18 protein-coding genes are annotated in these 20,417 nt (G+C 64.3%); 9 read left to right on the forward strand and 9 right to left on the reverse strand.

Annotation, left to right across the window (positions count from 1 at the left end; translation table 11 throughout):
* The 8 genes from EOB59_RS15800 to EOB59_RS15835 form a co-directional block, all read left to right on the forward strand.
* On the forward strand, positions 1–955 hold a 955-nt coding region (locus EOB59_RS15800), incomplete at its 5' end, for an ABC transporter substrate-binding protein (protein ID WP_245486648.1).
* Positions 956–1,311: 356 nt separating this feature from the next.
* Complete coding sequence (locus EOB59_RS15805) at positions 1,312–2,628, forward strand: CmpA/NrtA family ABC transporter substrate-binding protein (RefSeq protein WP_127396611.1); 1,317 nt, start codon at positions 1,312–1,314, stop codon at positions 2,626–2,628.
* A 70-nt stretch (positions 2,629–2,698) separates the two neighbouring features.
* Entirely contained in the window at positions 2,699–3,589 is an 891-nt protein-coding gene (ntrB, locus tag EOB59_RS15810) for a nitrate ABC transporter permease (RefSeq protein WP_127326483.1), read from the forward strand.
* An 11-nt stretch (positions 3,590–3,600) separates the two neighbouring features.
* Positions 3,601–4,398, forward strand: coding sequence for an ABC transporter ATP-binding protein (locus tag EOB59_RS15815; protein WP_127396612.1), 798 nt, complete (start codon positions 3,601–3,603; stop codon positions 4,396–4,398).
* Between the two features lie 4 nt (positions 4,399–4,402).
* Positions 4,403–6,853 carry a nitrite reductase large subunit NirB gene (gene nirB, locus EOB59_RS15820; protein ID WP_128288764.1) on the forward strand — a complete coding sequence of 817 codons (2,451 nt, stop codon included), beginning with the start codon at positions 4,403–4,405 and terminating at the stop codon, positions 6,851–6,853.
* A gap of 5 nt (positions 6,854–6,858) precedes the next feature.
* Positions 6,859–7,188: a nitrite reductase small subunit NirD gene (nirD, locus tag EOB59_RS15825; RefSeq protein ID WP_127398695.1), complete on the forward strand. Its 330-nt coding sequence runs from the start codon at positions 6,859–6,861 to the stop codon at positions 7,186–7,188.
* 3 nt (positions 7,189–7,191) lie between these two features.
* A complete protein-coding gene (locus EOB59_RS15830; protein WP_128288765.1) occupies positions 7,192–10,023 on the forward strand; it encodes a nitrate reductase in 2,832 nt (943 codons plus the stop codon).
* A gap of 94 nt (positions 10,024–10,117) precedes the next feature.
* Complete coding sequence (locus tag EOB59_RS15835; RefSeq protein WP_128288766.1) at positions 10,118–10,375, forward strand: BrnA antitoxin family protein; 258 nt, start codon at positions 10,118–10,120, stop codon at positions 10,373–10,375.
* 250 nt (positions 10,376–10,625) lie between these two features.
* Here the strand turns inward: EOB59_RS15835 and EOB59_RS15840 are convergent, their stop codons facing one another.
* The 9 genes from EOB59_RS15840 to EOB59_RS15880 form a co-directional block, all read right to left on the reverse strand.
* Positions 10,626–10,982, reverse strand: a complete 357-nt coding sequence (locus EOB59_RS15840) for a cupin domain-containing protein (protein ID WP_127397290.1) — start codon at positions 10,980–10,982, stop codon at positions 10,626–10,628.
* A gap of 55 nt (positions 10,983–11,037) precedes the next feature.
* Complete coding sequence (locus EOB59_RS15845) at positions 11,038–12,420, reverse strand: FAD-binding oxidoreductase (protein WP_127326488.1); 1,383 nt, start codon at positions 12,418–12,420, stop codon at positions 11,038–11,040.
* 27 nt (positions 12,421–12,447) lie between these two features.
* On the reverse strand, positions 12,448–13,557 hold the full coding sequence (locus tag EOB59_RS15850) for an ABC transporter ATP-binding protein (protein WP_127267128.1): 1,110 nt from the start codon (positions 13,555–13,557) through the stop codon (positions 12,448–12,450).
* Position 13,558: 1 nt separating this feature from the next.
* On the reverse strand, positions 13,559–14,347 hold the full coding sequence (locus tag EOB59_RS15855) for an ABC transporter permease (RefSeq protein WP_023809409.1): 789 nt from the start codon (positions 14,345–14,347) through the stop codon (positions 13,559–13,561).
* Entirely contained in the window at positions 14,344–15,252 is a 909-nt protein-coding gene (locus EOB59_RS15860; protein ID WP_128288767.1) for an ABC transporter permease, read from the reverse strand. Before EOB59_RS15860 ends, EOB59_RS15855 begins: the two co-directional genes overlap by 4 nt.
* Positions 15,253–15,276: 24 nt before the next feature.
* The gene (locus EOB59_RS15865) at positions 15,277–16,356 is read right to left on the reverse strand and encodes an extracellular solute-binding protein (RefSeq protein WP_127396174.1); all 1,080 of its coding nucleotides are present in this window, start codon (positions 16,354–16,356) and stop codon (positions 15,277–15,279) included.
* A 3-nt stretch (positions 16,357–16,359) separates the two neighbouring features.
* Entirely contained in the window at positions 16,360–17,052 is a 693-nt protein-coding gene (locus tag EOB59_RS15870; protein WP_127396173.1) for an XRE family transcriptional regulator, read from the reverse strand.
* Positions 17,053–17,187: 135 nt separating this feature from the next.
* Positions 17,188–18,282: an ROK family transcriptional regulator gene (locus EOB59_RS15875; protein WP_127326628.1), complete on the reverse strand. Its 1,095-nt coding sequence runs from the start codon at positions 18,280–18,282 to the stop codon at positions 17,188–17,190.
* A gap of 57 nt (positions 18,283–18,339) precedes the next feature.
* Positions 18,340–18,990 carry an SGNH/GDSL hydrolase family protein gene (locus tag EOB59_RS15880; protein WP_128288768.1) on the reverse strand — a complete coding sequence of 217 codons (651 nt, stop codon included), beginning with the start codon at positions 18,988–18,990 and terminating at the stop codon, positions 18,340–18,342.
* Positions 18,991–19,333: 343 nt separating this feature from the next.
* Here EOB59_RS15880 and EOB59_RS15885 point away from each other — a divergent pair, with 343 nt between their 5' ends.
* Complete coding sequence (locus tag EOB59_RS15885) at positions 19,334–20,413, forward strand: substrate-binding domain-containing protein (RefSeq protein ID WP_128288769.1); 1,080 nt, start codon at positions 19,334–19,336, stop codon at positions 20,411–20,413.
* Positions 20,414–20,417 lie beyond the last annotated feature (4 nt).

The following is a 20,417-nucleotide window of genomic DNA, read 5'->3' on the forward strand; positions in this document are numbered from 1 at the left end:
CTCCAACACCGTCTGGGCCGGAATGGTGGCGCACGGCGCCGAAGCCGATCTTGATCCGGCGCGCGCCGGTGCGGCGTTGCGCGCGCTCATTCGCGAGCGCGCTGCGGCCGGTGGCGACCCGCTGCGCTTCGCCGTGGTGCATCCGCATTCCGGGCACAATTACGAACTCCGCTACTGGCTCGCCGCCTGCGGCATCGATCCGGGGCGCGAAATCGAGATCGTCATCGTGCCGCCGCCCTTCATGGCGGATGCGCTGGCCACCGGCCGCATCGACGGGTACTGCGCAGGCGAACCTTGGAACAGTGCTGCGGTTGCCGCCGGCACCGGGCATATCGTCACCGTCAAGGCGCGGATATGGCGTAACAGCCCGGAGAAGGTGATCGGCGTGCGCAAGGCGTGGGCAGACGAAAACCCCGAGGCACTGGCGGCGCTGCTGCGTGCGCTGCATCACTCGGCGCGCTGGTGCCAGGATCCGGCCAACCGTGGCGAATTGGCAGCTGTGATGGCGCAGGCCGGCTTTCTCGGCCTGCCGCCGGCCGTGCAGATGCCGATCCTGACCGGTCATCTCCGACTGGGCGGCGGCGCGGAGCGGACCATCGACGACTTCTTCCTCCCGTTCGACAAGGCAGCGAACTTTCCATGGAAGAGCCATGCGCTGTGGTTCTACACGCAGATGGTGCGCTGGGGGCACGTGGCGCACACGCCGGAAAACCTTGCCATCGCCCGCAACTGCTACCGGCCCGACCTCTACCGTTCGGCTCTGAAGCCGCTTGGTGTGGCGCTTCCCGGCGCCAATTCGAAAGTCGAGGGTGCGCTCCAAGTTGCCACCGCAGTCGGCGCGACAGGCGCCGGCCTTGTGCTCGGTCCGGACGGTTTCTTCGACGGCCAGATCTTCGATCCGGACGAGGTCGACGCGTACATTACCGGCCAGAAATCGGCTCGCGCGGAAGCCTGATCATTTCCGCGTCATTCTTGTGCATTGCACAAAAATTGTGCGCGCGATTGCCCGAATGAACAATCTTTGGCCTTCCGGCTATACGACCCGGTGCGTCCGCGATCGGCGCGGGTTGCTGATTTAATTGATCTTTTTCACCTCTCTCAAAACTGGCACGGTTCCTGCTTTGAAATAGACAGGCCCTTCGCGGGTCACGGAACAGGCGTCCAACGACGGGCGCCACAGGCAAAGCTGCCGCTCAGGTTAATGCGCGCTCCCGGTCACCCGGACGCGAAGACCTGGCTGGCGGCTTTTTTGTTTTGATCAACACGCAATCGACGACGCGGATCCCAAGCCGCGCCCAACCGGAGACGACGATGACGAAACGGATCAGGACTGGAACGACCCTCAAGGACATGACGCGCCGCGATTTTCTCGTCAGCAGCGCGATGACGGCCGGCCTGTTCGTGGCGGCCCGCAAGCTCTTCCCTTCCGGCGCCTATGCTGCGACCGCCACTCCGGAGGTCACCGGGGCCAAGCTCGGCTTCATTGCCCTCACCGATGCGGCACCGCTGATGATCGCCAAGGAGAAGGGGCTGTTCGCCAAGTTTGGCATGCCCGATGTCGAGGTGCTCAAGCAGGCCTCCTGGGGTGCGACACGCGACAATCTGATGCTCGGCGGCGCGGCCAACGGCATCGACGGCGCCCATATCCTGACGCCGCTGCCTTACCTCATGCACACGGGCAAGGTGACGCAGAACAACCAGCCGATGCCGATGGCGATCGTGGCGCGGCTCAACTACGACTGCCAAGGCATTTCGGTCGCCCAGGAATATGCCGGCACCGGTGTCGGTCTCGACGCCTCGAAGCTGAAAGACGCTTTTGCCGCCAAGAAAGCGGCTGGCAAGGAAATCAAGGCCGCCATGACCTTCCCGGGCGGCACGCATGATTTGTGGCTGCGCTACTGGCTGGCGGCCGGTGGCATCGATCCCGACAAAGACGTCTCGACCATCGTCGTGCCGCCGCCGCAGATGGTGGCCAACATGAAGGTCGGCAACATGGACGTGTTCTGCGTCGGCGAGCCGTGGAACGAGCAGCTCGTCCATCAGGGCGTCGGCTTCACCGCCGCCACGACGGGCGAATTGTGGAAGGGCCATCCGGAAAAGGCGCTCGGCCTGCGTGCCGAATTCATCGAGAAAAACCCGAACGCCACCAAGGCGATCCTGATGGCCGTCATGGAAGCCCAGCAATGGTGCGAGGCCAGCGACAACAAGGACGAGATGGCCGCCATCATCGGCAAGCGGCAATGGATGAACGTGCCCGTCGCCGACATCATCGGCCGCCTCAAGGGCGACATCAACTACGGCAATGGCCGCGTCGCCAACGGCACCGATCTTTCCATGAAGTTCTGGAAGGGCGGCGTCTCCTATCCGTTCAAGAGCCACGATACGTGGTTCCTCGCCGAGAACATCCGTTGGGGCAAGTTCGCGCCGACCACCGACATCAAGGCGCTGGTCGATCAGGTCAACCGCGAGGATCTGTGGCGCGAGGCGGCCAAGGATCTCGGCGTTGCGGCTGCCGACGTTCCGGCGTCGTCGTCGCGCGGCGTCGAGACCTTCTTCGACGGCAAGATCTTCGATCCGGCCAACCCGTCCGCCTATCTCGATAGCCTGAAGATCAAGGCATCGGCCTGAACCCCTGCGCAAACGGCACATTGCGCCGTTTGTCGCTCGAATTATCTGCCCCACGGAGTTTTCCCCAGACATGTCGATCCAGACTATCGAGGACACCAAGGTGAAGGCCTTTCCTGCCAAGCCGGCGGAGGTCATCGCCTTCACTGCCAAGGCACGGCGTCGCTTCGAGCCGCTAGCCATCGCCGGCAAACTGGCAAGCGCGCTGGTGCCGCCCATCATCGTGATCGCGCTGATGCTGGTCGTCTGGCAGATCGCCTGTTCGTCGCCGACATCAAGCCTGCCGCCGCCGACCCAGGTGTGGAACGAGGCCTACGATTTGATCGCGCATCCGTTCTTCGACAATGGCCCGCAGGATATCGGTCTGGCATGGCGCGTGCTGATCTCGCTGCAGCGTGTTGCCATCGGCTTCGGCCTGGCGGCGGTGGTCGGCGTCGCGCTCGGCGCGCTGGTCGGCCAGTCGATCTGGGCGATGCGCGGCCTCGACCCAGTGTTCCAGATCCTGCGCACGGTGCCGCCGCTGGCCTGGCTGCCGCTGTCGCTGGCGGCGTTCCGCGATTCCAGCCCGTCGGCGATCTTCGTCATCTTCATCACGTCGATCTGGCCAATCATCATCAACACTGCGGTTGGCGTGCGTAACATCCCAGAGGATTATCGCAACGTCTCGCGCATCCTGCGGCTCAACCAGTTCGAGTTCTTCGTGAAGATCATGGTGCCGGCCGCCGCGCCTTACATCTTTACCGGCCTGAGGATCGGCATCGGCCTGTCCTGGCTTGCCATCGTCGCCGCCGAAATGCTGACCGGCGGCGTCGGCATCGGCTTCTTCATCTGGGACGCGTGGAACTCGTCGCGGCTGCCCGACATCATCGTCGCGCTCGCCTATATCGGCGTCACCGGCTTCTGCCTCGACCGTCTGGTCGCGGCGGTCGGCGCCTTCGTCACCCGCGGCACAACGGCAAAGTGAGGAGAGGGGCGATGACGGCCTATCTGAAGCTCGACCATATCGACAAATCCTTCACGCGTGGTGCCCAGGTCAGCGAGGTGTTGAAGGACATCAGGCTGACCATCGACAACGGCGAATTCGTCTCCATCATCGGCCATTCCGGCTGTGGCAAGTCGACCTTGCTCAATCTGATCGCCGGGCTGACCAAGGTGTCCGCCGGCGCCGTGCTGCTCGAGGACAAGGAGGTCGACAGCCCAGGACCGGAACGCGCCGTGGTGTTCCAGAACCACAGCCTTTTGCCGTGGCTGACCGTCTACGAAAACATCAATCTGGCGGTGTCGAAGGTCTTCGGTCGTTCGAAGAGCAAGGCCGAGCGGCATGACTGGATCATGCGCAATCTTGACCTCGTGCAGATGGCGCATGCCAAGGATAAACGCCCGGCAGAAATATCGGGCGGCATGAAGCAGCGCGTCGGCATCGCCCGGGCGCTGGCCATGGAGCCGAAGATCCTGCTGCTCGACGAGCCGTTCGGCGCGCTCGATGCGCTGACGCGCGCCCATCTGCAGGACGCGGTGATGGACATCCACTCCAGGCTCGGCTCGACGACGATCATGATCACCCACGATGTCGACGAGGCGGTGCTGCTTTCCGACCGCATCGTCATGATGACCAATGGCCCGGCGGCAACCATCGGCGAAGTGCTTCCCGTGCCGCTGGCGCGGCCGCGCCGGCGCGTCGAACTCTCTTCCGACCGGACCTTCCTGCGCTGCCGCGAGGCGGTGCTGAAGTTCCTCTACGAACGCCACCGCTTCGTCGAAGCCGCGGAGTAGCACCATGAGCGAAAGACTTGTCATCATCGGCAATGGCATGGCCCCCGGGCGCATGCTCGAGCACCTGCTGGAACAGGCGCCGGGCCGCTACACCGTCACCATCTTCAACGCCGAGCCCCGCGTCAATTACGACCGCATCATGCTGTCGCCGGTTCTGTCGGGCGAGAAAGCCTATGAGGAGATCATCATCCACGGCGACGGCTGGTACATCGCCAACAACATCACCCTCTACAAGGGCCACAAGATCGTCACCATCGACCGGTCAGCGAAGACCGTCACGTCAGATCATGGCGTCACCGAACCCTACGACAAGCTCGTCATCGCCACCGGCTCGGTGCCGTTCATCATTCCGGTGCCGGGCCATGATCTGCCGGGCGTGCTGACCTATCGCGACCTCGACGATGTGCAGGCGATGATGCTCGCCGCCCAGTCGCGGGCCAAGGCGGTGGTCATCGGCGGCGGCCTGCTCGGGCTGGAGGCGGCAGCAGGGCTGAACGCGCAAGGCATGGACGTCACCGTGCTGCATGTCATGCCGACGCTGATGGAGCGCCAGCTCGATCCCGCGGCCGGCTATCTGCTGCAGCGTGCCGTGGAGCAGCGCGGCATCAAGGTGATCACCAAGGCTAACACACAGGCGATCACAGGCAACGGCAAGGTCGGGCAGGTGGAGCTTGCTGACGGCACCATTATCCCAGCAACGCTTGTGGTGATGGCCGTCGGCATCAGGCCGAATTCGGCGCTAGCGAAACAGGCCGGCATCGCAGTCAACAGGGGCATCGTCGTCGACGCCGGAATGCGCAGCAACGATCCCGACATTTACGCGCTCGGCGAATGTGCCGAGGTCAACGGCCAGGTCTATGGCCTCGTCGTGCCGCTCTACGAGATGGCGCGCGTTACAGCCAGCCAGCTTGCCGGCAACGAAGCGGCGGCCTTCGTCCATATGGACACGCCGACCAAGCTCAAGGTCACCGGCATCGACCTGTTCTCGCTCGGCGACTTCGCCGAGGGCGAGGACCGCCAGGAGATCGTGCTGCGCGATGCGGCCGCCGGCGTCTACAAGCGCCTTGTCCTGAAGGACGACCGCATCATCGGTACTGTGCTCTATGGCGAGACGGCTGATGGAGCCTGGTTCAACGACCTCAAGAAGAAGCAGACCGATATTTCCGAAATGCGCGACACGCTCATCTTCGGCCAGTCCTACCAGGGGGGTGCCCCGCTGGACCCTATGGCGGCCGTTGCAGCCTTGCCGGATGATGCGGAAATCTGCGGCTGCAACGGCGTTTGCAAGGGAAAGATCACTGGCGCGATTACGGGGAAGGGCCTGACCTCGCTCGACGACGTGCGCGCCCACACCAAGGCGTCAGCCTCCTGCGGCTCCTGCACCGGGCTGGTCGAGAAGCTGATGGTGCTGACCATCGGCGACAAATACAATCCGGCGGCGGTGCAGCCGATGTGCGGCTGCACGACGCTCGGCCATGACGAGGTGCGCCGGCTGATCATCGCCAAGGGCCTGAAGACCATTCCCGCCGTCATGCAGGAACTGGAGTGGACGACCTCCTGCGGCTGCGCCAAATGCCGGCCGGCGCTCAACTATTATCTCGTCTGCGACTGGCCGGACGACTACGCCGACGACTACCAGTCGCGCTTCATCAACGAGCGCGTACACGCCAACATCCAGAAGGACGGCACCTATTCGGTGGTGCCGCGCATGTGGGGCGGCGTCACCAACGCGGCAGAGCTGCGCGCCATCGCCGACGTCGTCGACAAGTTCGAAATCCCGATGGTCAAGGTCACCGGCGGCCAGCGCATCGACATGCTCGGCATCCGCAAGGAAGACCTGCCGGCGGTATGGGCCGATCTCGGCCAGGCCGGCTTCGTCTCCGGCCACGCCTATGCCAAGGGGTTGCGCACGGTGAAGACCTGCGTCGGCTCGGACTGGTGCCGCTTCGGCACGCAGGATTCGACGGGCTTCGGCGTCCGCATCGAAAAATTCATGTGGGGCTCGTGGACGCCGGCCAAGGTCAAGATGGCCGTGTCGGGCTGTCCGCGCAACTGCGCCGAAGCGACCTGCAAGGATGTTGGCGTCATCTGCGTCGACTCCGGCTACGAAATCCATTTTGCCGGGGCGGCCGGGCTCGACATCAAGGGCACCGAGGTGCTCGGCCTGGTCAAGACCGAGGATGAGGCGCTGGAGCATATCGTGGCGCTGACGCAGATGTATCGCGAGCAGGGTCGCTATCTCGAGCGCATCTACAAATGGGCCAAACGCATCGGCATCCCCGAGATCAAGCGTCAGATCATGGACGATGGCGAGAAGCGCAAGGCTTATTACGACCGCTTCGTCTTCAGCCAGAAATTCGCCCAGGTCGATCCGTGGTCGGAACGCGTTTCCGGCAAGGACAAGCACGAATTCCGGCCGATGGCCTCTGTCGGGTTTGCGCAGGCGGCGGAGTGACAATCATGAACTGGATCGCCATCGGCTCCATCGCCGACATCCCCCGCCGCGGCGCGCGCTGCGTCGCCACCCCGGAAGGCAAGATCGCCGTCTTCCGCACCGCCGACGATCAGGTCTACGCCATCGACGACCATTGCCCGCACAGAGGCGGGCCGCTCAGCCAGGGCATCGTGCACGGGACGTCGGTGACCTGTCCCTTACACAATTGGGTGATTTCGCTGGAGACGGGCAAGGCGCTCGGCGCCGACGAGGGCGCGGTGCGCACCATTCCGGTGCGGGTCGAAGGCGAGCATCTGTTCATTGCGCTGGAAGCGCTGGCCAGCCGCGCGGCCTGACCAATGGAGATCGACGAAGCGCGCGAGGTGAGGACCACCTGCCCCTATTGCGGGGTGGGCTGCGGCGTGCTGGCGAAGGTCGCCGCGGACGGGCAGGTGTCCGTGCGTGGCGACCCCGACCACCCGGCCAATTTCGGCCGGCTCTGCTCCAAGGGCTCGGCACTGGCCGAGACCATCGACCTCGACGGCAGGCTGCTTCATCCGGAGATCCATGGCCGCCGCGCCGGCTGGGACGAGGCGCTCGACCTGGTCGCTTCGACCTTCTCGCAGACCATCGCCGAGCATGGGCCCGATGCGGTCGCCTTCTATGTCTCCGGCCAGTTGCTGACCGAGGACTATTATGTCGCCAACAAACTGATGAAGGGTTTTGTCGGCTCGGCCAACATCGACACCAATTCGCGCCTGTGCATGGCCTCCTCGGTCGCCGGCCACCGCCGCGCTTTCGGCTCCGACACCGTGCCGGGAACCTATGAGGATCTGGAGCTGGCCGACCTGATCGTGCTGGTCGGCTCCAACCTCGCCTGGTGCCATCCGGTGCTCTACCAGCGCATCGCGGCTGCCCGGGAAAAGCGGCCGGAGGTGAAGATCGTCCTGGTCGACCCGCGTCGCACCATGACCGCTGACATCGCCGACATGCATCTGGCGATCGCGCCCGATGGCGACGTCGCTTTGTTCACGGGCCTGCTCGCTTATCTCGGCCAGCACAATGCGCTCGACCGCGCCTACATCACGACGCACACGACCGGCTTCGGGCAAGCGCTTTTCGCGGCCTCCGCGCTCGACCTGGCCGGCGTCGCCGCCGCCACCGGCCTGAGCGAGGACGAGCTTGGCCGTTTCTACAGCCTGTTTGCGGCGACGGCGAAAACGGTGACGGTTTACAGCCAGGGTGTGAACCAGTCGTCATCCGGCACCGACAAGGTCAACGCAATCATCAACTGCCATCTCGCCACCGGCCGCATCGGCAAACCCGGAGCAGGGCCGTTTTCGGTGACGGGCCAGCCCAACGCCATGGGCGGCCGCGAGGTCGGCGGCATGGCCAATATGCTCGCCGCCCATATGGAGATCGAAAACCCCGACCATCGCGACCGCGTGCAGCGCTTCTGGAGCGCGCCTGATATCGCGCAAAAGCCGGGCCTGAAGGCAGTCGAGATGTTCCAGGCGCTGGCTGACGGGCGCATCAAGGCGCTGTGGATCATGGCCACCAACCCGGTCGATTCGATGCCGGACGCCGATGCCGTCGAAGCGGCGATCAAGGCGTGCCCCTTCGTCGTGGTGTCGGACGTGCTGGCCCGGACCGACACCGTCCGCCATGCCCATGTCCGGCTGCCCGCCGCCGCCTGGGGCGAGAAGGATGGCACCGTCACCAATTCCGAACGCCGTGTGTCGCGCCAGCGCGCGTTTTTGGAGCTGCCCGGCGAGGCAAGGCCCGACTGGTGGATTGTCGCCGAGGTGGGCAAGCGGATGGGGTTTGGCGGGGCGTTTTCGTATGCGTCGCCAGGGGAGGTTTTTGCCGAGCATGCCGCGCTGTCGGGGTTCGAGAATGATGGTGCGCGGGATTTCGATATTGGCGTCTACGGCGGAGTTGATGGCGAGACCTACGCAACGCTTGAGCCGTTCCAGTGGCCGGCGCCCGGTCGTGCCGACCCCTTCTGGCCTGCCGGCCATCTCCCCCTCAAGGGGGGAGATCAGCCTGCCGCTCGGCTTTCGCCAATCGCCAACGCTGCGGAAGAAGCGCCGGTGACAAAGCTGCTAGTCTCCCCCCTCGAGGGGGAGATGGCCGGCAGGCCAGAAGGGGTCGGCACGACTGGGCTCCAGGTTCGCTTCTTCGCCGACGGCAATTTCTACACACCCGATCGCAAGGCGCGCTTCATCGCCATCCGCCCGACCACGGAAGTCCGCACCAGTCCCGACTATCCGCTGATCCTCAACACCGGCCGTATCCGCGACCATTGGCACACCATGACGCGGACCGGCAAAAGCCCGCGGCTTTCGCAGCACATCGCCGAGCCCTTCGTCGAGATCCACCCGGTGGATGCGCAGCGCTTCGGCATCGGTGACGCCGACATCGTGCGCGTTTCCAGCCCGCGCGGTGACGTGCTGGTCCGCGCGCTGGTGACGATACGCCAGCGCCGGGGCAGCCTGTTTGCGCCGATGCACTGGACCGATCAGTTCTCGGCAAAGGGCCGGCTCGACACGCTGACCGCGCCGCTGACCGATCCCATTTCCGGCCAGCCGGCGCTGAAACATGTCGCCGCCCGCATCGAGAAATTCGCCGCAAAAGCCTTCGGCTTTGCGGTGACGCGGCATAGGCCGTCGCCCGATGCCGCGGCCTATTGGGCCGTGGCCAAATGCAAGGGCGGCTGGCGGGTCGAGCTTGCCTTTGCCGAAGACGACATCGACTGGGCCGGCTTTGCCGGGTCACTGTTCGGCGCGTCACCGGGTGCGGAAATGCTCGCCTATCATGACTGCGACGCCGGCCAGCATCGCATCGCCGCCTTCGACGGCGATCAACTGTCAGGCGCCTTGTTCGTCGCGCCCGGCCCGGTCGCCGTGTCGCGCGGCTGGGCGGCGGAACAGTTAAGTGCCGATCATGTCGACCGGCGCGGAAGGCTGGCGATCGTGGCCGGACGGCCGGGCGGGGTCGACGTCGATCGCGGCGCCATTGTCTGCTCCTGTTTCGGCGTCGGCGCCAACCAGATCGTCGAAGCGGTGCGCCGCGGCTGCGGCAGCGTCGCGGCAATCGGCGCTGCCCTGCATGCCGGCACGAATTGCGGCTCCTGCCGCGCCGAGATCAGGGTCATCATCGAGGCGCAGAGTCTTCAAGCAGCCGAGTGATTGTCCCAACCAAATGGGCCTGCGCGACGGCGCTGGTTGGGCTATGGTGGCGCAAGCGTGCTGCGCACGAATCGTCTCAGTCAGGGTCATCCCAATGGCAAATCCCCCGCGCCGACCGACAAATCCGATGGAGGCCGCCGAGGCGGCTTTCAAACCGGTGAAGAAGCCGGCCGCTCCGGTGCGCGAGCCGCCGGCCGCTCCAGGCGCCAGGGAGCTTGTTTCGATCCGGATCGACCGCGCCGTGCTGGACCACTTCCAGGAGGATGGGCCGGGCTGGCAGGACCGCATCAACGACGCCTTGCGGCAGGCGATAGAAGGCAAGCCGACGGCCGGCGGTTTGGACGACGAGTAGCGCCCATCGCTTCGTCATCCACGGGCGGAGCAAGGAGCGTAGCGACGCGGCGCAGACCCTTGGAGCTGCTCCGCAGCCCAAGGGATACATGCCGCGACCTCAAAGCGCTGCAGCGGTGCAGAATTCTGTTCCGCTGCATTCCTCGATGGCTGTCACGGAATGGATCCCAGGGTCTCCGCGACGGAGCTTCGCTCCTGCTTCGCCCTAGGATGACGAAGTTGGGGAGGCTTCGGCCAAAGCGGACGTCGGCTCACGCCTCGAAGTGCAGGATATAGAGCTTGCGCGTCTTCTCGTGGATCGTCCATTCGCCTTTCCAGCCTTTCGGCAGCACCAGCATCTCTCCGGCGCCGACGTCCTTGCTGCGGCCATCGGGACCATGCAGCGAGGCCCGGCCTGACACGATGTGGCACGTTTCGGAATTGCTGTCGCGCGATGCGGTGAAGCGGCCCGGCGTGCACTCCCAGACGCCGACTTCCAGCGTGCCGTCGGGCGAGGTCCACAGCGTCTTCGCTGCTTCGAACTGATTGCCGCTGATCGAGGTCGGCTTGGGCTCGGGCTCGCCGAGATCGATCGAGGCGAGATGGGCGAAGGTCTGGAAATCGGTCATGGCAGTCTCCGGGCAGGCACTGAAAAAGCAGAAAGTTTTGGAGTCGCTCCGAGGCTCAATGCCCGGTGATGCGGTCGGCGATCGCGGCGAGTTTCGACGTGTGCTGGAGGCCGGCCTCCTCGCGTTCGTCGGCGACGCGATAGAGTTGATACATTGAGTGGACTCCGAGCCAGCGCATCGGCTCGGGCTCCCACTTGCTGACCTGGCGGTTGACCCAGGGCAGTCGGGTCAGTTCGGTGTCGCGCCGCAGGATGAGGTCGCGCAGCGTGCGGCCCGACAGGTTGGAACTGGATACGCCGAGCCCGACATAGCCGCCGGCCCAGCCGATGCCGGTCTCAGGGTCGAGACCGGCCGTCGTGCACCAGTCGCGAGGCACGCCCAGCACGCCGCACCAGGCGTGGTCGATGCGAAGCTTGGCTGTCTGTGGCAGAAGGCGGATGAGGATCGCGTGCAGGCTTTCGATCGTCGCCTGCTGCGTCTGGCCGCGCACGTCGGTCTGCGAGCCGTAGCGGTAGGGCACGCCGCGTCCGCCCATGGTGATGCGGCCTTCCCTGGTGCGCTGTGCATAGCAATAGGCGTGCGCGGCGTCGCCGAGAAGCTCATGGCCCTCCCAGCCGATCTCGTCCCATAGCGATTGCGGCAGCGGCTCGGTGATGATCTGCGCGCTGTTGAGCGGCAGCCAGAGCCGCTCATTGCCTGGTATGCCGGCCGTGAACCCTTCCGTGGCACGGATGATGATTGGCGCGCGCACGGTGCCGCGGCTCGTCGTGACCTTGCCCTTCTCGATGCCGGTCACGGTGGTCTGCTCGTAGATCGGCACGCCAATGCGTTCGACGGCTTCGGACAGGCCGCGCACCAGCTTGGCCGGCTGCACGCGCGCGGTGCCGTGGTGGATATAGCCGCCAAGCACATTTCTGATGTTGATGCGGGCTCTGGCCTCTTCCTGACCGATCAGGCTGACACGCTCGCTCGGCACGCTCCAGCCGATCGCATCGGCATAGGCGGCCTTGATCCGTTCGAGCTGCGGCGGGTTGGTGGCGACCGTCAGATTGTCGACCCGGCGGATGTCGGCATCGATGCCTTCGGTCTCGGTCACCGCGATCACTTCGTCGACCGTGCCATGCATGGCGGTTTCCATGTCGATGACGGCGCCGCGCGTCGAGGTCTGCAGATATTTTTCGCGCGACCAGCTGAAGCCGCCGGACAGCCAGCCGCCATTTCGGCCCGACGCGCCGAAGCCGGCGAACTCCCTCTCGACGATGGCGATGCGGATCGAAGGATCGGCCTTCTTCAGATAATAAGCCGTCCACAAGCCGGTGTAGCCGGCGCCGACGATGCAGACATCGGCTTCGAGATCACCTGGAAGCGGCGCGCGGTAGGCCGGCAGACCGATGTCGGCATACCAGAACGAGACGTTGCCGTTGACTTTGGCGTCCATGTCTAAAAACCCTGCGGGGAAAAGCGGTCAGGTCATCGTCATGTCGGCGCGGTCGTCGTCGGCAAGAAGTTTTGCATCGACGACGGACCAGCGCAGATCGACCGTGTCACCAATCGAGAACGGTGTGGCTTCCAGCGACGAGCGCACGATGGCGACCGAGCCGTCGCGAAGCGTCACCTGGTATTTCGAACCCGACCCCAGATAGATCGCTTCGCTGACCTCACCAGTGAGGCTGTTCTGCCCGGCGGCGGGAGGCGTGTTGGTGCCGGCAAGCGACAGCTTCTCCGGCCGCAGCAGGACCACCGGTTTGCGGCCGCCGGCGAGCTTGCCGTAGGCCACGATCTTCTGGCCGGCGATCGTCAGGCTGGTCTGGTCTCCGGACGCCTGGGCCTCGCCGCGCAAACTGGTCGATTCGCCGATGAACTTCGCCACGAACAAGGTCGTCGGCTCGTCGTAGAGCTGGCGGCCGGTTCCGACCTGTTCGATGCGGCCCTGATTGAACACAGCGATGCGGTCGGAGAGCACCAGCGCTTCTTCCTGGTCGTGCGTCACATAGACGAAGGTGGTGCCGAGTTCGCGGTGGATCCGCTTGATCTCCAGCTGCAGCCATTCGCGCAGTTTCTTGTCGAGCGCGCCGAGCGGTTCGTCCATCAACAGCAGCGGCGGATCGAAGACGATGGCACGCGCCAGCGCCACGCGCTGCTGCTGGCCGCCGGAAAGTTCGGAGGGATAGCGATGCGCGAAATCGGCCATCTTGACCATGTCCAGTGCTCGTACGACGAGACGGTCGCGCGCCTGCTTGTCCATGCCGCGCAAGGTGAGGGGATAGGCGACGTTCTTGCCGACCGTCATGTGCGGAAACAGCGCGTAGTGCTGGAAGACGACGCCGATGTTGCGCTTGTGCGCCGGCAGGGCGACGATGCTCTTGCCGCCGACGGCAAGATCGCCTGCGGTGAGGTCGGTGAAGCCCGCAACGACGTTGAGCGTGGTCGTCTTGCCGGAGCCGCTGGGCCCCAGCAGCGTCATGAACTCGCCCGGCTCGATATGCAGGCTGACATCGTCGAGCGCGGTGAAATTGCCGTAACGCTTGGTTGCGCCCTTGATGTCGATGGCCGCGCCACGTTCCCTCGCAGTCATCTCAACTCCTCGTCGATTTCGAGCTGATGATCAGCCCGGCGCTGATGATCAGCGTCGTGGCAATGAAGATGATGGTTCCGACGGCCGTCACCGTCGGGTCGGCGTCGCGGGTGATGCTGGTGAAGATCTGCACCGGCAAGGTCTTGAGGTAGGGACTGGTGATGAACAGCGCGACGATGATTTCATCGAAGGAGGTGACGAAGGCAAACAAAAGCCCGGACAGGATACCGGGCGCGATCAGCGGCAAGGTCACGGTGCGGAATGTGGTGAAGCGGTTGGCGCCGAGGCTGGCCGCCGCCGTTTCCAGCCGCACGTCGAAGACTTCGAGGCTTGCCGATACGGCGATGATGACGAAGGGGATCGCCAGCATCGTGTGCGCGATGACGAAGCCGGTGGTGGTGCCGACAAGCTGGTAGTCGAGGTAAACGGCATAGATGCCGATCGCCAGCACCACGCCGGGCACGATCATCGGCGTGATCAGGATAGCGCGCAGCAGGCCGGCGCCGGAATGTTTCATGCGGCTGAGGCCAAGCGACGCCAGCGTGCCGATCAGCGTGGCGGCAACGGCGACGAGGCCCGCGACCCTCAGCGAATTGAAGAAGCTCGACAGCCAATCGGGATTGGTGAAGAAATTCGCGTACCACTGCCAGGAGAAGCCGGACGGCGGGAAGGCAAGCGACTTCTTCTCGTTGAACGACATCGGGATGATGACCAGCGTCGGCATGACCAGCCAGACGGCGACCAGCAGGCAGAACAGGCCGAGCAGAATGCGGAACGGCGTTTGTCTCATGATCTGGACGCCTGCTTGTGGCGCTGGCGCATCAGCGGGGCGGCGAGTGCCAGAAGCACGAAGGTCGCGACCAGCAGCACGCCGCCCATGGCCCCGCCGCGGCCCCAGTTGAGCAGGCTGAGCACCTGGCTCTGCACCAGCGTCGACAGCATGGTGCTGCGCGGGCCGCCGAGCAGGGCCGGTGTGATGTAGAAGCTGAGCGACAGGATGAAGACGATGATGGCGCCGGCAAAGACGCCGGGCAGCGACAGCGGCAGATAGATCTGCAGGAAGGCACGTGCGGGCCGCGCGCCGAGGCTGCGCGCCGCCTGCACGAGGCGCAAATCGATGCCGCGCATGACCGAATAGAGCGGCAGGATCATGAACGGCAGCAGCACCTGCGCCATGCCGATGACGACTCCGGTCTGCGTGCGGATCAGCTTCACACCGTCAAAGCCGAGCAGCCTGATGACCGAATTGATGATGCCGGAATCCTGCAAAAGGATGACCCAGGCCAGGGTGCGCACCACGCCGCTGACCCAGAACGGCACCAGCACGCACAGGATGAGGACCAGCCGCAGGCGCGGCCCGACCGCCGTCATGAGATAGGCGTAGGGATAGGCGGCGATGACGCAGACGATGGTGACCCAGGCGGCGATGGAAAAGGTGCGCCACAGGACGGTGACGTTCACCGGCGTGGAGAAGAACCAGACGTAGTTCTGCAGGCCCCAGGCCGGGTCCGAAAAACTGCGCAGCGTGACGGTCAGCAAGGGATAGCCCATAGCCGCGATAAGCAGGAGCAGGGCCGGCATCGCCAGCAGCGACGGATAGGCGGCAAGGCGCAGGCGCCGCTGCGGCCCCTGCACGGCACCTGACGGCCGGGGATGATCACCCCCGGCCGTCGGCGTATGCGATGTCTGGCTCACGCCGTCACCTCAGTGGTAGCCGGCTCAGTTGCCGGCCATCAGCGCCGTCCACTTGTCGGACGCAGCGGCGAAGTTGGCGACCCAGAACTTGATGTTCTGCTGATAGCCGAGCTTGGCGTGGTCTGGCGTGTTGGTCAGGAAGGCGGCGACGGACGTGTCGACCTTTGGCTGTGCCTCGTTGTTGATCGGCGAGTAGGAGGTCTGCTCGGTCAGGATCTCCTGCGACTTCTTGCCGAGATAGGCGTTGATCAGCGCGTAGGAGGCATCGGGGTCCTTGGCGCCGACCGGGATGGTCAGCTGATCCATGACGACCAGCCAGTCCTTCCACACCGGCGTATAGGCAGCGCCATTCTTGACCGCCGTCATGGCGCGGCCGGTCCACATGATGATCATGTCGGCCTCGCCGGATTCGGCAAGCTGCTGGGATTCTGCGCCGGTCTTCCAGAAGATCGTGTCGGGGCCGATCGCCTTGATCTTGGCGATGCCCTTGTCGATATCGGCAGGCGTCATGGCGTCGACCTTGCCGCCGTCGGCCAGGATGGCCTGTTCGATCAGGCCGCCGAGCGGGCTGCCGCTGCCGTCGATGGCGCGGGTGCCGGGGAATTTCGCGGTGTCGAAGAAATCCTTCCAGTCCTTTGGCGGATTGTCCTTGTACGTGTCGTTCTTGTACATCAGGACCATGCCGTAATTCATCGCCGGCACGCTGCACTCGCCGACCTGTCCGGGCGGGATGTGCGAGATGTCGAGCTTGGTCAGATCGAGTTTTTGGAACAGTTTTCCGCAATGCACGAAGGGCGGAAAATCATCCGTGTCGACGACATCCCAGGTCACATTGCCTGATTCGACCTGCGCCTGAAGCTTGGCGATTTCGGTCGGTCCGTCGTTCAAAAGCTTGACGCCGCTCTTGTCGACGAATTCCTTAAGCGCGGCAACCTGGCCGTCCTGGTAGATGCCGCCATACGAGACGAAGGTCAGCGTCTTGCCCTTCAGCGACCCGTCCACCACGGTCCCGGCCGGCGGCGCGTTCTGCGCGTGAGCGGCGGCCGCAAGCAATGCCAGTGCGGCGGCGCCGAAAAACCCGGCCAATCTTGATCTGCTTCCCATTTTCTAACCCTCCGATGGCTCGCTGTTTGATTTTGGCAGACCGGGCGCGAGCGTTTTCCGGGATACATATTGGTCGAGGTCGACGGCGCCGCTTGTCGGCGGTGCGATGATCCACAGCACTTCGGCCACCGCATCGCCGACATTGATCGTCCGGTGCGGCGTCGAGGTCGAATATTCGATGCTGTCCCCCTCTTCGAGGGTGAAGCTCTCGTCGCCGAGCGTCAGTTGCACGCGTCCGCGCAGCACGAGGAACATCTCGCTCGCGTTGCCATGCGTGTAGGGCACGTCGCCGGTGGAGCCGCCGACGGCGAACTCGCCGCAATAGACTTCCATCTCGCGGATCGGCCGGCGCGACAGCAGCGTCTTGCGGTAGCCCTCGCTGGTCGGCAGCGCCGGCCGCTCGGCGCGTGTCAGCACCGCGTGCGGCGACACCTCGCGTTCGTCGAAAAGATCGGCGAGGCTGATGCCGAGCGCGTTGGCGATCAGCATCAGCGTGCTGGTGTTGGCACCCGAAAGGCCGCGCTCGAGCTGGCTCAGGAAGCTGGCGGTGGTGCCGATCATGTCGCCGAGCTGGCGCAGCGTCAGGCGCCGCGTGGTGCGATAGGCCTTGATGCGATCGCCCAATACCGTCGAGCGGCGCGCTTCGGCGCTGGTTGCGGCATTGTCGTTGAGTGCGTGATCCGCAGCGATTTTCATGGCGATCTCAGGGTTCACTTAACATGCTATTAAGTGAGGCGTCCTGGCAAGCGGAATCGCCTTGTCATTTGAAAATCATCGATGGACCTGCAGAGAGCCCGTAATCGGCCGACCGGCAACGCCGGTTCGGCTCGATCACTGGATCATGAAGCGCGAACTGAATGGCAGGCTTGCCGCGCCGACGGCCTTCGGGCTGATGCTGACCCGCGCGGGCAGCGCTTCGATGCCGGGGAATTCCCGGCCGATGTCGGCGCACAAGGCCTTGGCGATCTTCTGCGGCGCGTAGCTGGACAGGACGACCGTCCTGAATTCGACAAACTGGGTCAGTGCGGAAATAGAGGCTTTCAGGCGGTTGGAGCATTCCCCTAGCCATTCGCTGTAGGCCTCGCCAAGGTCAGGCCACTCGGGGCTGCTGCTCCAGATGATTTCGGACGGGCGCCGGCGCTTGGTCAGTTCGCTCTCCAGGCGCACAAGGCCATGATCGAAGCTGGCGCTGGAGTTTCCCTTGTAGATCTGGTGGTTGAGGATGAGCCTGCTCTGCAGCCGTGCTCCCAGATAGAAGAACAAATAGTCGTTGAGCGGCTTGGCGACGCCGAACATGCTCTCGCCGCCGGCCGCCGCGGTGATGTCGTTCTGCACGAAAACCGGCAGCTTGATCTGTTCCTCGATCTCCCCCTGCAAGGCTTTCAGCGAGGTGCTCGATCCGTTGCGGGTTGCAGCCATCGTGTCGACATCGTCGGGAACGGCCAGGCCGATGCCGGCAACCCGGCTGCGCGCCTCGACCGGCAGGCTGGTCATGGCTTGCCTGATCGCGCCGAACAGATCGCTGCTTTGGGGAAAGGGATTGGCTTCATCCGCCGGCAATTGCGTGTGGAAGCGCACGGTGCCGATGAAATCGATGAGTGCGATGTCGATCCTGCGGCGGCTGAAGCCGACGCCAACCGCATAGGCGCCCTCCGGGTTGAGCGAAAGCGGGATGGTGGGCGGACCGACGCGGCCGCGCTGCGCCTCGCCCTGCGAGACCAGGCCTTCCTGTTCGAGCGAGCGGACGATGACCGAGGCCGTCTGCGCCGACAGGCCGGTCTTTTCGCCGATTTCCATCCGCGAAATGCCCTCGTTCTGAAGCAGCAGCGACAGCACCAGCCGCTCATTGTAGCTGCGCACGCTCAATGCATTCAGCCCGCTCGCACGATCGGCGATGCGCAAGGGATTGGGTGGTGCGAACCTCATGTCAGGCAAGGGTCGCCCCGTCGGTTAGAGCTCGTTGCCCGGTGGCTGTAGTGTTGCTCATGTCGAGCGGCTCCAGCCGATGGCATCGACCGCGCGGGCAAGTGCGGTGCCCAGCAATCTGTGCGCCTGGGCATCGATGTGAAAGCCGTCCGCTTCGCTGCACGAGACCACCGAGCCGGCATCGAAAAAGTGGAGTTCGAGCGAGTCCGCTAGAACCTCGAACTCGAGCGCGAGCAGGCGCGATTTCTCCGGCGCACCGGCGAAGATGGACTTCCATTCCTTGACGTCGTCCTGCATCGGCGGCGGCGCCACGATCATGATCTCGGGCGTCGAGCCGCCTGGCCCAGGCGCCAGCTCCTTGATGTCGTAGACGAGGCAGCCGATCCCCATCGCCACTTCCGACGGCGGCTTGTTGAAGCGGATCTTCAAATCGTTAGTGCCGAGCATGATGATGACGAGGTCGAGCGTCGCATGGCTCTGCAGGCAGGGGCGAAGATAGGTTCTGCCGTTTTTGTGGGCGCCCTCGATCGGGTCGTCGTGGACGGTGGTGCGGCCGCTCAATCCTTCCTCGATGACATACCAGTCGGGGCCTAGCTGAGAACGCAATATGCCCGGCCAGCGTTCACCCGGCCCATAACGCTCGAGCGGCCCCCTGCCGGGGATCTGGCCGTGCGTGTTGGAGTCGCCGTAGCACAAGACTGATCGCATGTTTTTCCCGCCGGGACTGACAGCGCGCCGAAGCCGGCGAGCGCCAATCATGATGGATAGAGGAGCGATGAAAGGCAAGCAAGGGAATAGTCATTCAACATGACTAACTATTGACAGGGCGAATCCGCTGTGCTTCTAAAGTGCCCGGAGGAGTTCTCGACCGTCATCATCGTCCAGCAGGAATTGGGCTTCGGCACGCATGTGTTCGGGGGCGGGAGAATTGCGTGCATCGGTCGGTTTGCGACAACGAGCATGCATTGGGAGAGCGTCTCATGGCCGTACGCATTCGTACGGCCGGCCATACGAATTCGTAGGCCGGGGCAACCACAAGGAGGAGAGTTTAATGTTAGGATTGCTGAAAACCGTCGGCTTGGGGATGCTCGTTGCGTCCACGCTTGCCGTGACGTCGCTGGCGCATGCGGAAGACATCAAGCTGATGGACGGCGTGGCGCCGCGCCCCGACGACACGCGCATGACCGCGGCCGGTGCGTTCAAGAAGGACCCGCCCTGGGTCATCGGCATGAGCGACTTCGGCGTCAACGCCAACACCTGGACAGTACAGGTGGCGCATGAGGCGGAGAACGCCGCGGCCAAGGACAAGCGCATCTCGAAATTCATCCTGCTCGATGCCGGCTTCGACCAGAAAAAGCAGGTGGCCGACATCGAGGACCTGATCGCGCAGCATGTCGACGCGATCATCGTTCAGCCGGTGACCAGCACATCGGCCAATGCCAGCATCGCCAAGGCGGTCGCCGCCGGCATCCCGATCATCCTTCACACCGGCCGCATCGATTCCGACGCCTACACCACCGAAATCCAGGGCGGCGCCGAGCATTTCGGCAAGGTGATGGGCGACTGGCTGGTCAAGACCGTCGGCGACAACGGCAAGATCTGGGTCCTGCGTGGCCTGGCCGGCCATCCGGAAGACACCAACCGCTACAACGGCTTACTGAAATCACTTAAAGGCACCCATGTGCAGATCATCGCCGAGGAGCATGGTGACTGGCAGTACGACAAGGCCAAGAAGCTGTGCGAGACGCTTTATCTGAACAACCCACAGGTTGACGGCATCTGGTCGTCCGGCGCTGACATGACGCGCGCCTGCGTCGATGTCTTCAAGCAGTTTGGCACGCCCGTTCCGCCGATTTCGGGCGAGGGCAACAATGGCTATTTCGGCCAGTGGATCACGGACGGGTTCAAGTCGATCTCGCCGGAATACAGCCCCGCCCAAGGTGCGGCCGGCGTGCGCGCCGCCGTTGCCCTTCTGGAAGGCAATCAGCTCTACAAACGCTATGTCTATAATCCCGACGGATGGGACCAGGACAAGGCCAAAAAATACTATCGCGACGACCTCACCGCCAATGTCTGGTGGCCGAGCGAACTGCCAGAAGACAAGCTCAAGGAATATTACGGCAAGAAGTGACGGC

This window comes from Mesorhizobium sp. M7A.F.Ca.MR.176.00.0.0 (assembly GCF_004023165.1).
Lineage (GTDB): Bacteria > Pseudomonadota > Alphaproteobacteria > Rhizobiales > Rhizobiaceae > Mesorhizobium.

Bases quoted from the DNA above. Each gene is read 5' to 3' on its own strand.
- EOB59_RS15805 (WP_127396611.1), top strand. From the start codon at position 1,312: ATGACGAAACGGATCAGGACTGGAACGACCCTCAAGGACATGACGCGC.
- ntrB (WP_127326483.1), top strand. From the start codon at position 2,699: ATGTCGATCCAGACTATCGAGGACACCAAGGTGAAGGCCTTTCCTGCC.
- EOB59_RS15815 (WP_127396612.1), top strand. From the start codon at position 3,601: ATGACGGCCTATCTGAAGCTCGACCATATCGACAAATCCTTCACGCGT.
- nirB (WP_128288764.1), top strand. From the start codon at position 4,403: ATGAGCGAAAGACTTGTCATCATCGGCAATGGCATGGCCCCCGGGCGC.
- nirD (WP_127398695.1), top strand. From the start codon at position 6,859: ATGAACTGGATCGCCATCGGCTCCATCGCCGACATCCCCCGCCGCGGC.
- EOB59_RS15830 (WP_128288765.1), top strand. From the start codon at position 7,192: ATGGAGATCGACGAAGCGCGCGAGGTGAGGACCACCTGCCCCTATTGC.
- EOB59_RS15835 (WP_128288766.1), top strand. From the start codon at position 10,118: ATGGCAAATCCCCCGCGCCGACCGACAAATCCGATGGAGGCCGCCGAG.
- EOB59_RS15840 (WP_127397290.1), bottom strand. From the start codon at position 10,982: ATGACCGATTTCCAGACCTTCGCCCATCTCGCCTCGATCGATCTCGGC.
- EOB59_RS15845 (WP_127326488.1), bottom strand. From the start codon at position 12,420: ATGGACGCCAAAGTCAACGGCAACGTCTCGTTCTGGTATGCCGACATC.
- EOB59_RS15850 (WP_127267128.1), bottom strand. From the start codon at position 13,557: ATGACTGCGAGGGAACGTGGCGCGGCCATCGACATCAAGGGCGCAACC.
- EOB59_RS15855 (WP_023809409.1), bottom strand. From the start codon at position 14,347: ATGAGACAAACGCCGTTCCGCATTCTGCTCGGCCTGTTCTGCCTGCTG.
- EOB59_RS15865 (WP_127396174.1), bottom strand. From the start codon at position 16,356: ATGGGAAGCAGATCAAGATTGGCCGGGTTTTTCGGCGCCGCCGCACTG.
- EOB59_RS15870 (WP_127396173.1), bottom strand. From the start codon at position 17,052: ATGAAAATCGCTGCGGATCACGCACTCAACGACAATGCCGCAACCAGC.
- EOB59_RS15875 (WP_127326628.1), bottom strand. From the start codon at position 18,282: ATGAGGTTCGCACCACCCAATCCCTTGCGCATCGCCGATCGTGCGAGC.
- EOB59_RS15880 (WP_128288768.1), bottom strand. From the start codon at position 18,990: ATGCGATCAGTCTTGTGCTACGGCGACTCCAACACGCACGGCCAGATC.
- EOB59_RS15885 (WP_128288769.1), top strand. From the start codon at position 19,334: ATGTTAGGATTGCTGAAAACCGTCGGCTTGGGGATGCTCGTTGCGTCC.